The sequence below is a fragment of the Deltaproteobacteria bacterium genome, assembly GCA_016180845.1.
Lineage (GTDB): Bacteria > UBA10199 > UBA10199 > JACPAL01 > JACPAL01 > JACPAK01.
In genome coordinates this window covers 221,412-239,454 of sequence record JACPAK010000003.1, presented here as the reverse complement: position 1 = coordinate 239,454, position 18,043 = coordinate 221,412, and the positions used below count along the sequence as shown (strand labels likewise).

Here is an 18,043-nt window from a genome sequence, read left to right as displayed (position 1 = left end):
TTTATAGCCCCCCCTAAAAGGGACCCGATGTGACGGTTAATTCTGCAAAGATTGTTCCAAAACCCAACTTTGGACAACTGACTGGAATCGCTATCATTTTTTAATCTGATTGGCAAGAAAAAGGGTGATCTTTAACCCAGATGGCATCGAAAAGTTGACGTTTTTCGGGTTAAGGTCTATCCCGGCGTTTATGGAAGAAGCTCATCAACTGATCCGAAAAAGTTTTGGCCTCAAGCAGGTGGTCCAAAAGGATCTGATTCGTGATTATCACAGTGATATTGTCTCGAGGATTGTTGAGGGGGGGAATGTTTATTCGGCAAAGGGGGTCACGTTTCATCTCGCTGGTTCCTTCGGGTTTTGCTACGGCGTGGATCGGGCGGTTGATCTTGCCTATGAGACCCGAAAGCGATTCCCCGACCGGAGAATTTTTCTTACGGCACAGATTATCCATAACCCCCGCGTAAACAAGAATCTGAGCGAAATGGGGATTCAATTCCTGGAGGATTATTCGCGGGTTCAGAAAGAGGATGTGGTGGTTCTCCCTGCCTTCGGGGCGACGGCGAGTCAGATTCAGACACTTCAGGAAAAAGGTTCTGTCCTCGTAGATACCACTTGTGGTTCAGTCTTGAATGTCTGGAAGCGGGTCGAAAGCTATGCGACAGAAGGTTTTACCGCTGTGATTCATGGGAAGTATTATCATGAAGAGACCCAGGCGACGAGCTCTCGGGTCTTGGCATATCCCCAAGGACGCTATCTGATTGTGCTAGATATGGAGGAGACGGAGTTTCTCTGCCATTATATCCAACAAGGTGGAGATCCCGAGGAATTTTTGGCCAAATTCAGGAAACAGGTTTCACCCGGTTTCAATCCAGAAGTAGATCTCAAGAAAGTTGGTGTTGCCAATCAGACAACGATGCTCATGAGTGAATCGTTGGCGATTTCCGAGAGGATCAAACAGGCGCTCGCAGTAAGGTATGGAGAGGATCATCTGAGCCAGCACTTTCGGAATTTTGATACGATCTGCAGTGCGACTGAGGACCGACAGAATGCGATGAAGGATTTGATCCAGAAAGATCTCGATCTGATGCTCGTGATCGGAGGGTATAACTCAAGCAATACGAATCAATTGGCCAAAATCGCCGCCTCCCGTGCGAAAACCTATCATATTGAAGACAAGGATTGTCTGATCTCGGCAACAGAAATTCGTCACAAGCCGGTTGGAAAATTTGAGGCTTCTGTCGAAGAAAACTGGCTTCCTCCCGGTAAGATCCAGATTGGAATCACCTCTGGCGCCTCGACACCGAATCAGGTGATGGGGGATGTCATCGAGCGTGTGTTGTCGTTCCGCTAAAGGATGTCGATAAAAGCCCATCTGCTGCGTTGTCCTCCTCAATCTTCACTCGACGTACCACTCAAGTACGCCTCGTTCGATTTCGTCGGACGCCTTGCATCTGAGCCTTTCTCGACATCCTGTGGTTTTTTAAATGATCAACATACAATCCCCATACGAAAATAACCGATAACGCTCTCTGATTGCCTCTTCATAGGCGGACAGGATCAATTCCCGATCCGCAAATGCCGAGACCATCACGAGGACTGTCGAGCGGGGGCGGTGAAAGTTCGTCAGAAGGGCGTCGACGATCTGGAATTGGAAACCGGGTTGAATAAATAGTGTTGTCGGGGATGTTGACGATTCCAAGGCACGTACGACGGTTGTCCCTACCGCCACGACCCTTCGCTTCTCTTTTTTGGCCTGTCTAACGGCATCTGCTGTCTCTTCAGGAATGACAAACTCCTCCCCATGCATCGGATGGTCTTCGATCCGTTCCGACCGGATCGGTTTGTAGGTGTCATAACTGACATGGAGGGTCAGTGTCTGTGTCTGAACTCCTTTGGTTTTTAACTGATCAAGAATTTCCGTCGTGAAATGAAACCCGGCGGTTGGAGCTGCCTTGGAGCCCGGGATTTTTGCATAGACGGTTCGATACCTCTGATAATCCTGTTCGGTGAAATCCTCCGGCTTCTTTCTCTTTATATAAGGTGGCAGAGCAGGAACCTTGCGACCATTCAATTCAATGAGATCCGCCTCGGCATTATTGAGGACAAGGAGATCTCCTTCCCTCAGATAAGAAGAGATCTCATAAAAATTTTTATGTTCCCATTGGCCACTTCTTCGATCGACCACCATCATGCGTGACTCGTCACGACGTGGCAGCGGGTGTTGGGCGACCAACTCTTTGGGGAATTCGTAATGAAACAGAGAGGTTTGCATGAATTAAAATCTCCCCCTTCCCCCTCTTTGTCAAAGAGGGGGATTGAGGGGGGGATTTTTTAAAGTAGCTCCCGGATAATAAAATTCCAAAATCTCCTGATACGTGTAGCCAAGATCCCCCATCCCCTTCGCCCCCCATTGACAAAGACCAACCCCGTGTCCGGAGCCACGTCCCGAGAGCAAGATCCGGTCTTTCTCTTCTTCCACTTCGAAGAGGGTGCTTCGAATTTTTTGATACCCGATCATTTCTCGAAAGCTGTTGCCCGAGACCTCATGCGACTGAAAGTCAAGCAGCGCAACGCGTCCCGTTTCATTCCTCTTGAGTATCTCGATTCTCCCTTCATTCTCCTTATCCAGTTCATAGCTCCAATGGGAGTGAGGGGAATCTTCACAAAAAGGATCGGGATGGATCTGATTGACAGGAAAAGGGGCCTCTCCTGACCAGACTGATTCAGCGGGCTCACTGATCCCACCGCAGGTGCTGTGATAAAAGGCAGCAAAAACCTTTCCGTCATACTGCAAGATTTGCCCCGCCGTTTCCTGGACAGCTTGGGTGATGAGCGGAGGGTATTCCTCCTGCAGGGCAAAGACCTGGTCTTGTACCGTCACTTCGATATCGAAATTTTCTTCGGGTGAGCGAGGATGCTCTTTTCGATAAAGGGTATAGGTACGACTGGCAACCGCCTGTGCCTTGAGTGTTTCCAATGGCCAGTCCGGAAGGACCTCTTTGGCCAGGACCCCCATGAGGTAGGCCTCGAGAGGAATTTCCTTGATGACGAGCGGTTCTTTCTGAATCGCCACACGGATCGTCGGACTTGTTTGAGAGGCAGGGGGAGTCGTGGCGCAGCTCATCATGAGAAAAAAAACGAGGAAGAGATTTTTTGGCATGTTTGGCACCAACTTTGCCTATTTGACAAAATGTGTCAATTAAGAGAATATCCGTCAACTTTATGAGCTCCCCAGATCTGGAAAAAATTAATCAGGAGCTGGAGATCCGGATCAAGGAGTTGGCCCTCATCAATGAGTTCTCTCAACTGATCGTTTCCACGTTAGAACTCCCCAAACTCTATAATATCCTCGATCACTTTTTGGGTGAAAAGCTTGGTTTTCATGAATTCGCCCTTTTGCTGCGTGAGGGAGAGGAAGAGGTTGTGGTTCAGGTGGCACGCGGTTTTGCCGACAGCTCGAAGGTGCGTGGGATGAGTTTCAAGACAGGAGAAGGGGTGACCGGTCTCGTTTTCCAGAGCCGCCAACCTTATTATATCCCGGATACGCGACTTGAAGGACGCTACCTTTATTATAAGGGGGAGAAGAGCGAGGATGGGTCGTTCCTCTCGATTCCGCTTCTTTTCAAAAACGAAATTGTCGGGATTCTTAATTTTACACGATCAGGGACTGGGGCCTTTGCCGCGCAGGAGATTCAGTTTTTAAATACGATCGCGGTCCAGATCGCCATTGCGCTTATCAATGCTGGTCTTTATTCGAAGACACGTGAATTGGCGGTGCGCGACGAACTGACCGGTCTTCATAATCGCCGGCATTTCAGAGAAATTCTTCCGTTGGAGATCAAGAGGGCCGAGCGTTTTGGGCAATCACTTTCTCTCTTGATGATCGACATTGATCACTTCAAGAAATACAACGACACCTTCGGACATCTGGAGGGGGACAAGAGACTCAGGGAGTTCTCAAAACTCTTACTTACCAGTATCCGGCAGGTGGACTATATCGCCCGCTATGGGGGGGAGGAGTTTGTTGTGGTCCTTCCCAATACCAAAAAAGAAGATGCGGTGGTTGTTGCCGAAAAATTGAGACGAAAACTTGCCTCGGATCCCCAGCAAAATTTGACGGTGAGTATGGGCATCGCTTCCTATCCTGTGGATGCCACGACCTTGGAGGCGGTCCTCGAAGCGGCCGACAAGGCGCTGTATCAGGCGAAATGGAATGGGCGGGATCAGGTTGTTGTCTTTAACGGAGTTTGGACATCACCATCTGCAGATCCTGCCAACAAGGTTTTTTCATTGCGGGATTACGTAAGAGATAAGCAGGGTGGTACGTCGGCATAATCGCTATCCCGCCAAGCTCATAAAACTTCCCTCGTAATTGCGTGATCCCTGTCTTTGTTCCTAATAACGTTTGTGCTGCAAGATTTCCCAAGGTCACGATGATCTTGGGCTGAATCGCCTCAATCTGTTGAAGTAGAAACGGAGAACAGGTGGCGACCTCGTCCAGTTCGGGCAGCCGGTTGTCGGGGGGGCGGCATTTTACGACATTCGCAATATAGACATCGGATCGCTTATATCCCATCGCCTCGATCATCTTCGTGAGAAGTTGTCCGGCACGACCAACAAATGGTTCACCTTGTAAATCCTCGTCCCGACCTGGTCCCTCTCCGACGAACATCAATTCGGCATGAGGATTCCCGGTACCGAAGACAATATGAGTTCGCCCTTTGCAAAGTTTACAACGGGTACAATCGCCAATCTCTTCACGGATTTTTTTGAGCTGATCTTCCGCTGGGAGTTTTGGTGCCGACCGCATCGGCAACTCCTCGATCCCTTTATCGAGAGCGTCCCTGAGGTGGGCCTTGACCTGACTCAGGATCTCACTCATAACGCCCCCTCCGGGACCTTCTTTTCTTGCCGATAGCCCCCTCTTACATTAAGAGGGGGTTCGTGATACAAAAGAACATTCTGGAGGGGAGTTATGGTTTTGTTTCTTACTTTTTCTGTTTTTTTTCTCATCCCTGATAATGCATTTGCCTGGGGTCCCATCACCCACATTGACTACGCCGCGAATTGCCTTCAACACGTAAGCGCCTTTACCCCGGTGGTCAAGATGCTTCTCACAAAATTCCCGAATGACTTCCTCTATGGCGCGTTAGCTGCAGATATTACTGTGGGGAAGGACTATGTGGACTATGTCTATAATTGTCACAGCTGGCGTGTTGGGTTTCTGATCCTGAACGAGGCCCAGGAGGACAGGCAACGGGCATGCGCCTATGGGTATCTCTCCCATCTTGCGGTCGATATCATCTCCCATAACTTCTTCGTCCCGTACAAAACGATCTTAAGCTACCCGGCGCGCACGATCGGTCATGTCTATTGGGAGATGCGTTTTGATGCGAAGAGGCCGAAGTCTTCATGGCATCTCGCGAAAAAACTGGCAGGGATGAAGTTTCCTTATAATGATGAACTTTTTCAGAGGGTTTTGAGGAGGACCCTTTTTTCCTTTCGGACAAACAAGCGGATTTTTAACAGTGTGCTGACCCTCCACAAGTTTCGTCATTGGAAGACAATGATGGAAAAGGTGCATGGGATTTCCCGTTTTCGCCTGCGAGATGATGATATCGAAGATTACCGAAAATTAGCCCTCGAATCGGTTCATGCCTTTCTCAAGGATCCGGAGCATGCCCCCTGCACGAAGGTCGATCCAACCGGCGCCGACAAATTGCTTTATGCGAGCGAGATGCGTCGCGAACTCAAACGTCTAACCCAAAAGAAAATTATCGACGTCGAGGATTCGGAGGAGTTCTTAAAAGAGGTGAAGGTGGCGCTTCGCGAATCAATCTACCATCCCAAGGAACTCCCGACCGTCAGTGATTTGCTTTAAGGGGCGATGTATTTGTAGGCGCCGCGGTCGTTTCGCGTCGGATTTCGGGATTGATCGTCAAGATCCAGGATCAGATCGAGGTTTTCACTCGTAGCATCGGTTGGGTTGATGAGGAGATTGGAATAGCAGTGGATTCGGGTTGTCGAGTTGTCAATCGCATCCTGATACAAGTCGCCGTCATAAACTTTGAGATGGTAGTCTCCCGAATCAGGATTGACCATATAATCATCAGGATCAACCATCGGATCATTGCCGTTGTGCCCGGAGTAATAATAGTTGCCTCCACCGTCACCGGATGGTCCGGGTGATTCGTATTGCGTGCTCAAGATCAGGCAGTGACCTAAGTCGATGGAGGTACTTACCGGATAGGTCATATTATAGGTCAGGTAATTGTCGTAGTTTGTATAACTGGCGCCAGGGACCTGTCGATCGACATGTCCGATCGGGCAGTCATTCCCCATCAGGATATTGTCCGAGAGATAGGGCATCAGGATATCGCCACTACCGGCATTGTTATTGCTTCGCATTGCCCCGTAGATAGCGGTACTTAAATCAAAGTCACAGTCGCGTGCATCGATTGTGTTGTGAATCACATCGAGCTCTCCACCACCGTATTTGATTCCCTCACAGTAGTACATATCCTTTCCACGGATCACGTTGTTGGAAATCGGCCAACCTCTTTGTTTCCCATCACAGGTTAATTGTGCTGACGAGGAGCCGCTGTCGAGATTGGCCAGGTTTGTTCCCCACCAGATAATTCCGCGGAAGGTCTGTGTTGAGGTCCCATTCCCTTGGATCCAGTTACGATCGATGACGAATTCAGCGGTGCCACCGCTGCCGCTCAGAGAAGCAGAGCAGACCTCCGGATTTGTGGCGTTCGTGAGTCGTGAATCGAGATCGATTCCGGCGGTCTCCGGAGCGCGCCCTCCAAAAATCCCTCCCAAAGAGCTACCACCTCCAAACAGGACCACCGCCCCTGAAGCGGCCGGTTGGTAGTTGTCTTCGATCCGGAAGCTCTGTCGGGCTGTCGAACAATAGCGGATCTTGATTGCGGTCGAGCTGGTATCGGCATCCCCTCCATCGATCATTGTATTGTGTCGGATGATCGGGATCGCCTCATTCTTCGTATTGGCATGGATTCGGATCGCCTCGCTGTGATTTGGTCGGAAGGCGGTCTGCATCATGCCAGGTTGAACCTCAATCCAGTTTCCATAGATCGTATTATTCTCAATCAGAGGCGACGAGGTCCCTTTCACATAGATTCCAATGACAGACTCCGGTTCGGGGATGACCGTGAAGTCAACTCCCCCACCAACGCCGCCAACGCCACCAAGACCAGCTTGGGCATAAAGCGGTGAGATCCAGGAATCCCAAGAGAAGAAGTCGAAACGGATTACATGGATCGGAGAGACCTGACCGATAATCCGGTTATTCGTGATATTTGGGGAGGAGGTATCGATCTGGATCGCGTAACTTCGTTCGGCGCCATCCTCCGGTTCAACACGGATATCAAAACCGTCAATATAAGAGCGTCTATCGTAGTTAATGACGGCGATATCGTATGGGCTACTCGAATAAGCCGGGACCGTCCCGGTCCGTTGCGCAGGACCAGCCGAGCTATCCGAGATATCAAAGACAGCCTCTGTCGGATCGGTGCTCTTGATAACAGATCGGTACTCGGTACGATTCACAGGGAATTCCATACCACCAATAGTGACGTTGTGATCAAATACCTCGTGCGTGATTTCTCTCCTCAGGCATGGGACGATCGGATCACCGTCTGAGTCTTCCGTCATAATCTTAAAGCCGCCCAGGATGTGGGTGCGGTAAGGGAGATTGAGCTCATTCTCTTCATAATTTCCATCCATCACGAAGATCCGGAACATATTTTGTGAGCTTGAATGCAATGTGGTACGACAGGTGCTTGCAGAGCTTGTTCCACAGATCTCGCGTTGTCTTGCCTTGACCGCATCGATTGCCTCAGCAATTGTCCTCCCCGGTCGGTTGATTGACCAGGTGGCAGGGGTATCCGAGGTCCCATCGGTACCGTTTTCCCGAGAGACAAAGTAGAGATGGGATTGTGAAATATCGTCATCGAGCATCGGCCTCAGATCGTCGAAGTCAAATGTGACATCGGGTCGCGGATCCCAATCGATCGGGTTGTCCGATGCGCATGCAGTGAGTTCGACACAGGAACGGCTGTTCGGATCGAAGACAAGACCGGCGGGACATTCACCGACGCAGTCTTGCGTCGCGGGATCACAAGGCATGCAGCTGCTTCCGGTCCCACAGGCTGAAAAGCCATCGGCGCGGCGACATTGATTTTCACCACAGGAATCACAGGCTTGTGTTGTTGTATTGCATTGCGAAAAATTGCCACAATCAATCGGTTCAAAACAGCTTCCGCCACCGGTGCAGACACCGGTCGGGCCACAGATCTGTCCGGCAGCACTGCAGGTTCCGGTGCTGGTGCAACTTTCCCCTCCTTGGCAGGTTCCAGAGGCACAGATCTGTTCTCCGGAACATTCTGAGTTGAACTGACACCGGAGCTCTGCACAGAGATTGAATGTTGCGTTGAACGAGTGTCCGACAGGGCAGGAGGGACTGGAGCAGCTGCTGAGGGGGCTTGATGAGCAACTCGCACAACAACGGCCGGCCCTGAACCCTGAGGTGCATAAACTTCCACTACTGCAGGTCGCGTTGATTACGCAGGAGGCTTGATGATCCGCTGTCCGGGCACATGTGTCTGCAGCGCTGCAGGTCACATCACCACAGACGCTGATACAGGTGCCACCCATGCTGACGCCATGTCTCGACAGGTCACACCTCTCATCAGCCGGACAACCGCCATTGTCCTCGCAATCCTGTCCACTACCACAATAACCTCCGATGCAACGCTCTCCGCCGGTGCATTCAGAGTCTGAATCACAGGAGACAGGCCCACCAGCGCCGGTTGGGCTGTAACTGAAGCTCGTGATTCCGCGGAAGGTTGTTCCCGAAACATACGGGGTTTCGAGGAACGATGACTTGCGGATCAGCTGGGTGCGAGCCGAATCTCTGTATGTCTCTACAATCACCGCGACCGGGATGTTGCTACCGCTTCCGGTCATGCCGGTAATATCGATCGCCCAAGTTCCCGCGCTACCATTAACCGCTCGAATCCTTGTCCTTGCTCCCCCTCCCTCAAAGTTTGGAGTGAGCGATGTGCCTGTCGCCGAACGGTAGGTCCAGCTCGCTGCAGCAGGATGATCAATCTCAAAGAAGACCTTTGTCTTGGCAGGATCCGGATGCCGCTGGGTACTCCCGGTAAAGACCTTGGACCAGAGTTGAGCGACAAACAGTGCCCTTGTATTATCACTATTGTATGGATAGCGGACGATCGGTTGTGGAGGATTCGTGCCGTCGTCATATCCGGTGACTGCGTGGAGCGCCTCACTCGCCATCAGGCTGGTGTAACGACCGTCGTAGGAGTTTAGCGCGCCATCGGTGTAGATATCGAAGTAGGGGAGGTCTCCATGTCGCGAACCCCCTTCAGGGACGATTGTGTCTCTCGTGGTATCGGTTGCCGCGGCGAAGTTTGTTGCGATGATGTCGTTGATATCTACCGCCCTGTCGTCATCCACATCTCCGTAGTGAGGGGCAGGGTCAATGTCGCCGGCGCCGGCAACGATATCCGCGTATACACTGGGCAAGAGATCGGGCACAACAATTCCGGTGCCTGTGTCAGTCGCCGGTCCCTTTGGCCTGACTCTGCCCCGGAGTGGACTCCAACCGGCCCCCGCCGCTTTACTAAATTGGATCTCGGCGATCTTGCGCACCCCTCCTGACAAGGGGGTTGCCGGCGGAAAGATGATGTCCATCTTGATCGTGGCAAGACCGGATGGAACCGCCGGATTTCCGGCATCGGTCGGTGCCCAGTACTGACAGGTAACATTGGCTCCTGTGATTTGCGGGAAGACGTAGCTCCCGTCGCAGTCGGGCAGGTGCGACGGTGTATCAATAATTAACGGATCGAAGAAGATCCTGAGGTCAATTCCGCCGGTTGAGGCCGCGGCGTTGTACCAGATCGGAAGACGGAATGAGGTCGGTCCGTTTTCCGGGAGGGCTGATCGGCCGAACGGATCCCCAAAATTATTTCCGAGATCGATGTCGAGTGCTCGAGGGATGAAATTCACTGGGAGGTCTTGGTTGACGACGACAAAGTCACCATCATCGACCCCAGAGGCAGGTCTGAGTTGGAGGACCCCAGCTCCATTTTCTGTTGCCTGAATGGTTCCCTTGTTTTCCTGTCCGGTCACGACGGTGACAAATTGAGAATGACCCAGACTTGAGAAATTTGTCGGGATACGGGTGGTATTGGCCGGGGCATTGAAGGAAATAAGCCCGTCATACGCATCATCGCCGTTTTCGGTCAGCAGGGAGCGGGTATCATCCCCGGTAAATGTCGCATATGAGACCAGATTTGCCTGTGTCAGCGGGATGTCTCCATCCTCACCGGCGCGAGCCTTTTGGACACGGAACGTCGGTTGAGTGACATCGCCGTTACAGTCTCCACCGAGTGTGATCTTGTTGCTATTGGAATTACAGGTCCGCTTCCAGTCGATCATGAGCTGATTCAATTCGACCGGTGTTGTTGAGATTTCGATTTGCAAACCGGCGCTTGCGAGTCGGCCGACATGCGCCTGCAGTTCAACCGTCCCGTTGGAGGAAGAGGTCGTCCTGAGTCGGTTGACCGGTGTGAATCCACTAGTCCCGCCTACTTCGAGCAGCGTGCCGAGGTCAGAGACGTCCGGTGATCCTGTCGCATCGAGACGGCGGATCAGGACCTGCGGCGTTGTACGGAGAGAGGGATCGGTTGGGCGACTGGCCACAATGTATTGCGAGGCCTCGACCGCGGGTGAGGTATCGGTGAATCCAACCAGGATCGAGAGGTTCGCCTGCTGGTGGTGCGTGCTATTCTCGATCTTCGAGAGTTCTGTTTCAGTCACCGGTTCCTCGCCTTCCGGTGTGTAGGTCTCGAGGCTTCTTAAAGTTACTTCATCGTAAGTTATGACACGAACAGTGAACGGCGTTGTCTGATCCGGCCAGAGCGAGACGGTCAGATTATATTGTCCCGATCCGGCCCCTTCAAGTCCGTCGGCCGCGGTTCTCCTCGAACTTAATACCTGTGCCGCGGTGTCAAAGTTCGCGACATCATTCCCGCCGACCAGTGTCCAGCTGGTCGTTGCGCCATTCGAGACGAGGTCGATGCAATCGGCACCACTGACAGATCCGGTCGTCGCATCGACGGAACAGGTGCCGCTCCCCATGTTCCCAACAACCCTGTAAGGCACTGTCTGTGGGAGACCCCGTAGTGTCGTTGTGATCTCGTCTCCTCGAAGTGCTACGGTGGTCTCTGAACCTGCGAGGATATACGGCTGACCTGCCTGCTGCTGGATCCAGATCTGCGTCTGGCTTGGCGGTGCAAATTCGACACGGACATCCTGTTCGTCAGTCAGACCTGACCATTTTGCCTTGACCTTTGTCTCTCCGCTCCCGGCTGCCGTGATTGTTGTCTGAGTCGTTCCACCGGCAGAAACGATCGAGCTATCCTCGGACCAGAGGCTATTATTACCGTCCGGGGCGTTGGAATCGAATCTCGAGGTGATGTCGAATCGTTCGCCGTCATTTAAGTTCGCATAGACCTTTGCTGTCGTCGTCTGGCCGACCCTCGTGAAGATACTTGCGACCTGTGCCTGGGCGTTCATGTTGTTCGCCTCTGTCAGGTTTGAGGAGTTGATCGTCTCTGGTGTCAAGGAAGACAGGATGGTTCGGGCCGGGATCACGATCTCAAAGGGATCGTCATGATTCAGGTCCAAAAGGGAGGTCGGGGTGTAGCTCAAGGTATGGGTCGTATCCTGGATCAGACTCGAACCGGCCGGCAGACCTGCGATGGAGACGAGTGCCCCTGATATGTTAACGGAGCCGGTCCCTCGGATTCGTCCCCCGGCGACGTTTTCAAAACCGGCACTGCTGAAGACGAAATGTGAGGATACGCCGGTGCGTGCCAAAACATCCGTGGTCAGGTCATGCCTGACCCCCCCCGTAAAGATGCCGATAACGTTGGCAGCGGTCGATTGTGAGCCACCACCCAATTCGGCAGGGAGGGTTTCGAGATTTGCATCCTCCAGCGCAAGCTCGATCGATTCAAGCCTCAGGACGTTGACCTTGACCGGGTTACTTAAGGATGTTGTCCCTCGTCGGACCGTCAATGTTGCCTCACCGGAGGCGTCGAAGGTGCTGATCGTAAATCTCCCCGGGTTTGTGGCTGCTGTGGCCGCCGGTACCGTCAATCCTGCGACACCGGAGATATTCAGCGTCAATCCGTCGGAGGGGGCGAGTGTTGTGACGGTCGGATCGAGCGGTGATTCGGTGATATTCCAGAGGCGTCGGATCCTGACCTCGCCTGATTCATACCCAGAAGCTCCGAGCAGCCTCGATTTGTTCAGGAGCTGTTGCGGAGTCACCGTCGCAAACGCCCCTTCGATCCTGCGGGAGATCAGTGTGACCTGACCGGTGCTTGCGACGGCGGATGAATCACCGTCCCAGACGTAGGTTGAACCAGCCGATGAGATCGTTCCGCCGGCGTAACCGACATTCGGTGCTAATGTGATGGAGAATGCAGAGCTCGCGCTTGGTTGACCATCACTATCGTGATCCCCGGTAATCGGGCCGACGGTAAAATCGACCCGGCCGATCTCGACCTCGGTACCGCTTGCATTCGAGGCGAGGAAGTAGACATTCGGTGTCGCGCTGGCCGCATTAATCACGGCGGAACCGGTCGCTGTTGGCGGCAGTGCTGCGTTGGAGGCGGTTAGTTTTGCCGCATCGTAATTCAGACGGACATCGTATCTCTCCAGCGCTGCAGGAACATTCGTCTTCACAATCACGGTCAATGTCTCTCCCTCGACCATCTCGCGATTCGGGACCTCGGCCCAGACCATTCCGGCGACAGGAGAGAAGGAGGCGGGGCCCGGCATTGTGATAAAGTTTTTCTCATCGGCATCGCTTGTCTGATCGGATGAGGCACGAACCGTCAGCAGACGTGTCGCTCCAAGGACAAACTGATCGGGAGGAACCGTGATCGTTGCATGCGCAACACCGGTCGCATCAATAGCAACGGTGGACAAGGGGCCGATCGCCGTAGCTCCGTAGAAGAGTCGGAATGAGACATTTCCGGTCGGGACGGTGCTGCCACGACTATTAGTTACCATGGCGTACGCTTCGACGACGGGGCTTGTATCAACAGGCTTTGTATTCAAGGCGACACGCTGCTTGTTCAGGAAGAGGTCAAGTCGGTTCCCACTGCCGGCAGTGACGGCAAACGAATGCGAATCTTCCGATGCGGCAGTCCCATCGACCATCGCCCGCGCAATGATCGAGCCATCCGAGATCGCAGACAACAGCGAATGGATCGTTGATTCGTAGAGACCATCGCGTACCTCTGTCTGATCAACAATTCCGCTGGCGCGACCGGGTGATCCATCGGCCGGTGCGAATTCGACATCCGCCCCCTCCACGACCAGACTGAGAGGGAAAGGAGAAGGATCGCAATCGTCTCCGATCCCATTGTCATTCGCATCATTCTGGCCAGGATTCGGCTCGTTGACACAGTTGTCATCACAGTTATCAACCTCTCCACCGGTGCATTTGTTATCACCGACAGTGCCGCTTCCATCACCATCATTCAGGATTCCATCACCATCGCTATCGGCGGAGCAACGCCCTGTGGAGGTCACACAGGTCTGGCCCTCGGCGCAGGCAGGAGTAGTACAGGTAAGAACGGCAGGTCTGCAGATCCGGTCGTCTCCACAATCTTCCCCGGCAGCGCATTCAGCGTCGTTGTTACAAGTCCCGCCCGTCGTTCCTGCGGTGCAGACACCGGAGAGACAGATTTGATCGGCAGGGGGTCTGCAGTCGGCATTGCTATCGCATCGGCGGGCAGCGGCGCAGCTCCCATCGGCGAGTGGAAGGGATTCGTTCGGACAGGTGACAGGCTGACAAGCGGCCAGTAAGGCATTGCAGCAGCTACCGGTGGTTGGATCATAAACCGGCCTCGTCGGATCGGTGCAGTCTGGCACACAAGCTCCAATTCCTCCTATCAACGCACATTCGGTTCCGAGACAGGTGATGTCCCGGCATTCCTCCGGCGCACACTGGCCCGACTGGCAGGTTTCACCGGTGCTGCATTGAGTATCAGCGGTACATAGCGGCCGGCCGTCGGTTCCGCGCACATTGAATTGCCCCGTGACCGCAACGACATTATCGCCAGTTGCGGTTCCTGTCGTGACGCGTGCCTGCAGGGTCGGCGTGGAGTCGTACTTGAAAGTCACAGATGACTCGTAGACCTCTGCTGTCGGTGTGCAGGTGGTTGGTGTTGGTTGGGCAAATGTAATCTCATTCCCGTCGGGGCCAGGATCGGCGACGGAGAATCCGACCTCCCGGACACAGACGGGGAGTCCATCCTTATTAAAGAGACGTGCCTTGAAGGTGTATTGACCCAATGTCGTTGTCGGTTCCAGTGTCAGGTAGGTGAAATGGAAGGCGCGGGCGTCGATCTGCAGGGCCAGGCTCACGTCAAAGCCGTTCGTCCCGTTACCATTATAATCACCGAGAGATTCTGAGATCGGCGCCCCCGGATAGCGATCGGCCAGAGGTATCGTGATCTCGGTGATCGGATTCAGGCCGGCATCCACCTTGAGGGCCGCAATATCATAGGGGTTGAAGACAGCTGCTGTCTCTCCCGGTCCATTCGCGTAATTTTTGATCCCACCCGGGTCCACATGCCCCCTCGCAGCCATGACCTCGGCATTGTTACTGACGTAGATGTTTGAGCCTCCGGATCGGCCGACAATTGTGACCCTTCCCGTCATTTCAAACCAGGGATTTTCAGCACCCTTCGAGGCGGAAAGGATCGGGACTGTGATGATCTCAACGAACCCGGTTTTACCCGGTCCTGCAGAGCCGCTGATGAGGAGATTGCAGGAGCTGTCGGTCGCTTGATTGCACTCCGTATTAACGTCCGCTGTTCTGACAGAGTTGATGGTGCCGTTCATGCTGGCGGCCCATGAAGCCCCTGCGAGGTTGAATTTCAGGACACGCGGGTCGTAGGTCAACGAAATCCCGAATGTGTTTAATTCGGCTGAGCCGGCGTTGAGTCTTAAGGTGAGTGGGGGATTTGTTTCTCCGGGTACGAGGACCGGGATGAATCGCCCCGTGGTCGGGCCGATATCAAGATCCCCCTCACGAGGCTGGAGGTTGACCGCGAGCCGATACCCTCGGTCCGTGCCGTCCGGATTTTTAAGCAGTGAAGAGCCGGTGTTCTTGACCAGGAGTGGGATCGAGACGGCGCCATTGCCACTGGCACTGATCTCTCCAAAGCGGTTGCTGTAGGCCTCAATAACGGGACTCAAGGTTGTTCTTCCGGACATTCGCGGCATCTCGATCTCGTCTATCGGGTTGTCTGTGGTGCCGAAGTCGAGCAGAGATCGCTCGGCGACATTACCACCCGGACCTGTCAGTTTCATGCGCGTCCCGTCGGTGAACTGGCCGATAACGGTCACGAAATGGGAATCACCCCTGTAGGTCATCAGTGTGGCGTCGAAGGGGGAGTCGCCATTGAGAATTTCGATCTCATCATTGTTAATCCCTTGTTCCAGATCGTTACCGATCGAGCTGTGGCTCCCACGCACAATCGTTCCTGCCGGGTTAAACAAGATGGGAGCCGGATTGATTGTGATCAGTCGTGATGACTCGAGTCTCGATCCGACCGCTGGGGGATTGATCTGGACTGAGAGATCACCGCTCTCCGATCCTGTTCCCGCGGTCAGTCTGAAACTATCGGGCCAATGAGATGGGTGATCCGCAGGGACTGGCGGGGGAGAGGAGACGGTGTATGTCGCGGCGCTTGGTGGGGCTAATGAGGTCTCAAGGAGCGTTAGTTCGTTTGGTCCGAGATAACTTCTCGTCCCATCAGTCCAGCTCCCCTCGACAACGACTCGGAGTCTCTGCCGCTGATTCGTCTGCCCTTCGATAAAGGAGATTGTAGAGGAGGAGACCGCATCGGTCGGGAAGAGTCCATCGGCTGCTGTATAATGGGGGAGATCAATCGCCGGGTCATAGTCCTCGTAGGTTTGTAGTGAGAGCTCGGTCAGTGTCGTCACAAAGAGGTGACAGGTCTGATCCGGCAGGCCGAGGTAAGCGACATCGAGCAGGATCGTGACCGGACCACCACTGTCACCACCGGCAGATTCGACGACATTGGAATCCTGAAGAAGGGTTGTCGTCGTCCCATCCGGATTTGTGACCGTCCTTGTCTTGATCAGGTCGGCCCCTTCTTGAACGATGAACCGGATATTGGCTGTCGGAACAGTCCCCCCGGAATAGGTGACACTGAGGCTTGTCGAGGGATTCAATCCCCGGATCGTATGGGCGGCGTCTTCTTCACTTCGCGCAATCGGGACGCAACCGGTCAGTGTTGTTGGTGGGGCATTGATATCGAGATTGAAATTGGCCGTGTATAGCGTCCCGCCGATTATCGCTCTGACATGTTGATCCGTATAGACCCCTGTTGTTCGCGGGGTGAGCAGGGTCGATGTGGCTGAGGTAAAGTCTGCGATATTTGGATTCTCGACCGTGAGACTTCTGCTGGAGCGAAGTTCTTCGGTGATATCAAACCGTCCACTGCTCGTGACCGCCGTGACGGTGACGGGTGCCCGATCGGAGAGATGCGTAAAGGTATTCAAGACCTGGGCCTGAGCTGTTGTGGTCTGATCGATGTTATCAGGGGTTCCGAGCGTGACTGGCGAGGCAACCGATTGCATCGTGACATGGGCCGGGACGCTTAACTGTGGTGTGAATGGTGATGAATCTGGCATTCCGGAGACAGTCAGCACGACATCGGGCACCGCCCTTCCGAAGACCCTGATCACGCAGGTCCCTCTGTCCGCGATGATCCGAACAATCCCACCGCTGACCGAGCAGATTGTCGGGCTTCTGGAGACAAATTGGGTTTTGGCATACTCGGTCAGATCGAGTCGTGGGTCGCCCGTATCTTCCTGCCAGGAGACATAGAGGTGGACCTTCGGGTAGATCCCGAGTGGGTTGAGTTTATTCAGAGTCGCTTCGTAGATACGGGTCGCAGGGTTCAGCGTGAGATCGAGATCTGCATCGAGGGTGATTTCTTGATCACTCAGATCAGAGGAGTTTGAAATACGCTCGTTTCGGATCTGGAGGTTCGAGTTCGTTTTGGTGATTCCGCCCTCGCTGTAACTGACCGTCAGTGTATCGGTCCGTCCGCTGACATTATTGGCGGTGATGGTGCCGCAGTTTGTTGCGTTCACTCCTCCATTCGCACTGGTGCAGGTTGCAGAGCTCGTCGGGACTGTGCTGAGAAGCCCATTGTTCTGGACCTTGTAGATCGCCACGGAGGTCCGCTTCATGCTGTTCGGGAGGGCGGCCATGAGGGAGCTAATCGAGGAACTGGTCAGTTCAGAATCCCTGGCATAGGCGAAGATCTCACGAAGTTCGGTGTTGATGAGACTCATCGTCCCTGAGGTCTGGCCAGTGACATAACCGGTCCGATCGGCGACTCGGAGATCAGCCCCAGCCCCCGTTGAAATATCGATCTCCTCTCCTGATGACGGATCCAAGTATTTGAATCCCCTCCTCGCATTGGCGGAGAAGGCGATCGAAGGTGGGAGTTCTCCCGATTTCACGCGGAAGTGGAGCGTCATGAGGGTGCCACCAGTGGTCAGTTGGTTCGCTGCCGATGCGGCGACGAGCGCCACCGAGGCAGAGTCAGAGAGAGGAGGGGGTGCCGGGTTTGCAATCGGGTCAAATCCCGAGGCGACACTGATCATATAACCATCCGCGGCAGGGACAAGCTCCAGCGCATTGGAGTTATAGGTAAAATCGATCGTTGCAGAGATCACCCCATGACCGGCGGTATCGACGGTGATCGGGACATTGAAACTCTCTCCCGCGGCGTACGAACGGGTCGGGAGCTCCATCCCGATCTGACCGGAGTCGAGTGTCAGTGGTGAGACGATTTGTTTCAAAACAAGAGACTGGCTTTCGGTCGTGGCGGGGTTGGTGATACTCGTCAGTTTTGTTGTGCCGTCG

7 protein-coding genes (1 of these 7 running past the window's edge) are annotated in these 18,043 nt (G+C 53.7%); 3 read left to right on the top strand and 4 right to left on the bottom strand.

Annotated features, from left to right (window positions below; translation table 11 throughout):
- Positions 1-190 precede the first annotated feature (190 nt).
- The gene (locus HYT76_06820) at positions 191-1,351 is read left to right on the top strand and encodes a 4-hydroxy-3-methylbut-2-enyl diphosphate reductase (GenBank protein MBI2083267.1); all 1,161 of its coding nucleotides are present in this window, start codon (positions 191-193) and stop codon (positions 1,349-1,351) included.
- A 129-nt stretch (positions 1,352-1,480) separates the two neighbouring features.
- Here HYT76_06820 and HYT76_06815 read toward each other — a convergent pair whose 3' ends face one another.
- Together HYT76_06815 and HYT76_06810 are read right to left on the bottom strand one after the other, a co-directional pair.
- The gene (locus tag HYT76_06815) at positions 1,481-2,272 is read right to left on the bottom strand and encodes an S-adenosylmethionine:tRNA ribosyltransferase-isomerase (protein MBI2083266.1); all 792 of its coding nucleotides are present in this window, start codon (positions 2,270-2,272) and stop codon (positions 1,481-1,483) included.
- Between the two features lie 30 nt (positions 2,273-2,302).
- Positions 2,303-3,160, bottom strand: a complete 858-nt coding sequence (locus tag HYT76_06810) for a SpoIID/LytB domain-containing protein (GenBank protein MBI2083265.1) — start codon at positions 3,158-3,160, stop codon at positions 2,303-2,305.
- 62 nt (positions 3,161-3,222) lie between these two features.
- On the opposite strand from HYT76_06810, the gene HYT76_06805 reads away from it, so the two are divergent.
- Positions 3,223-4,335: a sensor domain-containing diguanylate cyclase gene (locus HYT76_06805; protein MBI2083264.1), complete on the top strand. Its 1,113-nt coding sequence runs from the start codon at positions 3,223-3,225 to the stop codon at positions 4,333-4,335.
- Here the strand turns inward: HYT76_06805 and HYT76_06800 are convergent.
- Positions 4,238-4,882, bottom strand: coding sequence for a uracil-DNA glycosylase (locus tag HYT76_06800; protein MBI2083263.1), 645 nt, complete (start codon positions 4,880-4,882; stop codon positions 4,238-4,240). The genes HYT76_06805 and HYT76_06800 overlap by 98 nt on opposite strands.
- Before the next feature lie 93 nt (positions 4,883-4,975).
- Between HYT76_06800 and HYT76_06795 the strand changes: the two genes are divergently transcribed.
- A complete protein-coding gene (locus tag HYT76_06795; GenBank protein ID MBI2083262.1) occupies positions 4,976-5,881 on the top strand; it encodes a zinc dependent phospholipase C family protein in 906 nt (301 codons plus the stop codon).
- Here HYT76_06795 and HYT76_06790 read toward each other — a convergent pair.
- Positions 5,878-18,043, bottom strand: partial view of a hypothetical protein gene (locus HYT76_06790; GenBank protein MBI2083261.1) — the end only. Its footprint extends 16,652 nt past the window's final position; only the last 12,166 of its 28,818 coding nucleotides appear in the window; the start codon falls outside the window, past its right edge; the stop codon is at positions 5,878-5,880. The two genes, HYT76_06795 and HYT76_06790, sit on opposite strands and share 4 nt — an antisense overlap.

What these genes read in the sequence shown, in the direction of transcription:
- HYT76_06815 (MBI2083266.1), bottom strand. Translation starts at nt 2,272, where the DNA reads ATGCAAACCTCTCTGTTTCATTACGAATTCCCCAAAGAGTTGGTCGCC.
- HYT76_06795 (MBI2083262.1), top strand. Translation starts at nt 4,976, where the DNA reads ATGGTTTTGTTTCTTACTTTTTCTGTTTTTTTTCTCATCCCTGATAAT.
- HYT76_06805 (MBI2083264.1), top strand. Translation starts at nt 3,223, where the DNA reads ATGAGCTCCCCAGATCTGGAAAAAATTAATCAGGAGCTGGAGATCCGG.
- HYT76_06800 (MBI2083263.1), bottom strand. Translation starts at nt 4,882, where the DNA reads ATGAGTGAGATCCTGAGTCAGGTCAAGGCCCACCTCAGGGACGCTCTC.
- HYT76_06810 (MBI2083265.1), bottom strand. Translation starts at nt 3,160, where the DNA reads ATGCCAAAAAATCTCTTCCTCGTTTTTTTTCTCATGATGAGCTGCGCC.
- HYT76_06820 (MBI2083267.1), top strand. Translation starts at nt 191, where the DNA reads ATGGAAGAAGCTCATCAACTGATCCGAAAAAGTTTTGGCCTCAAGCAG.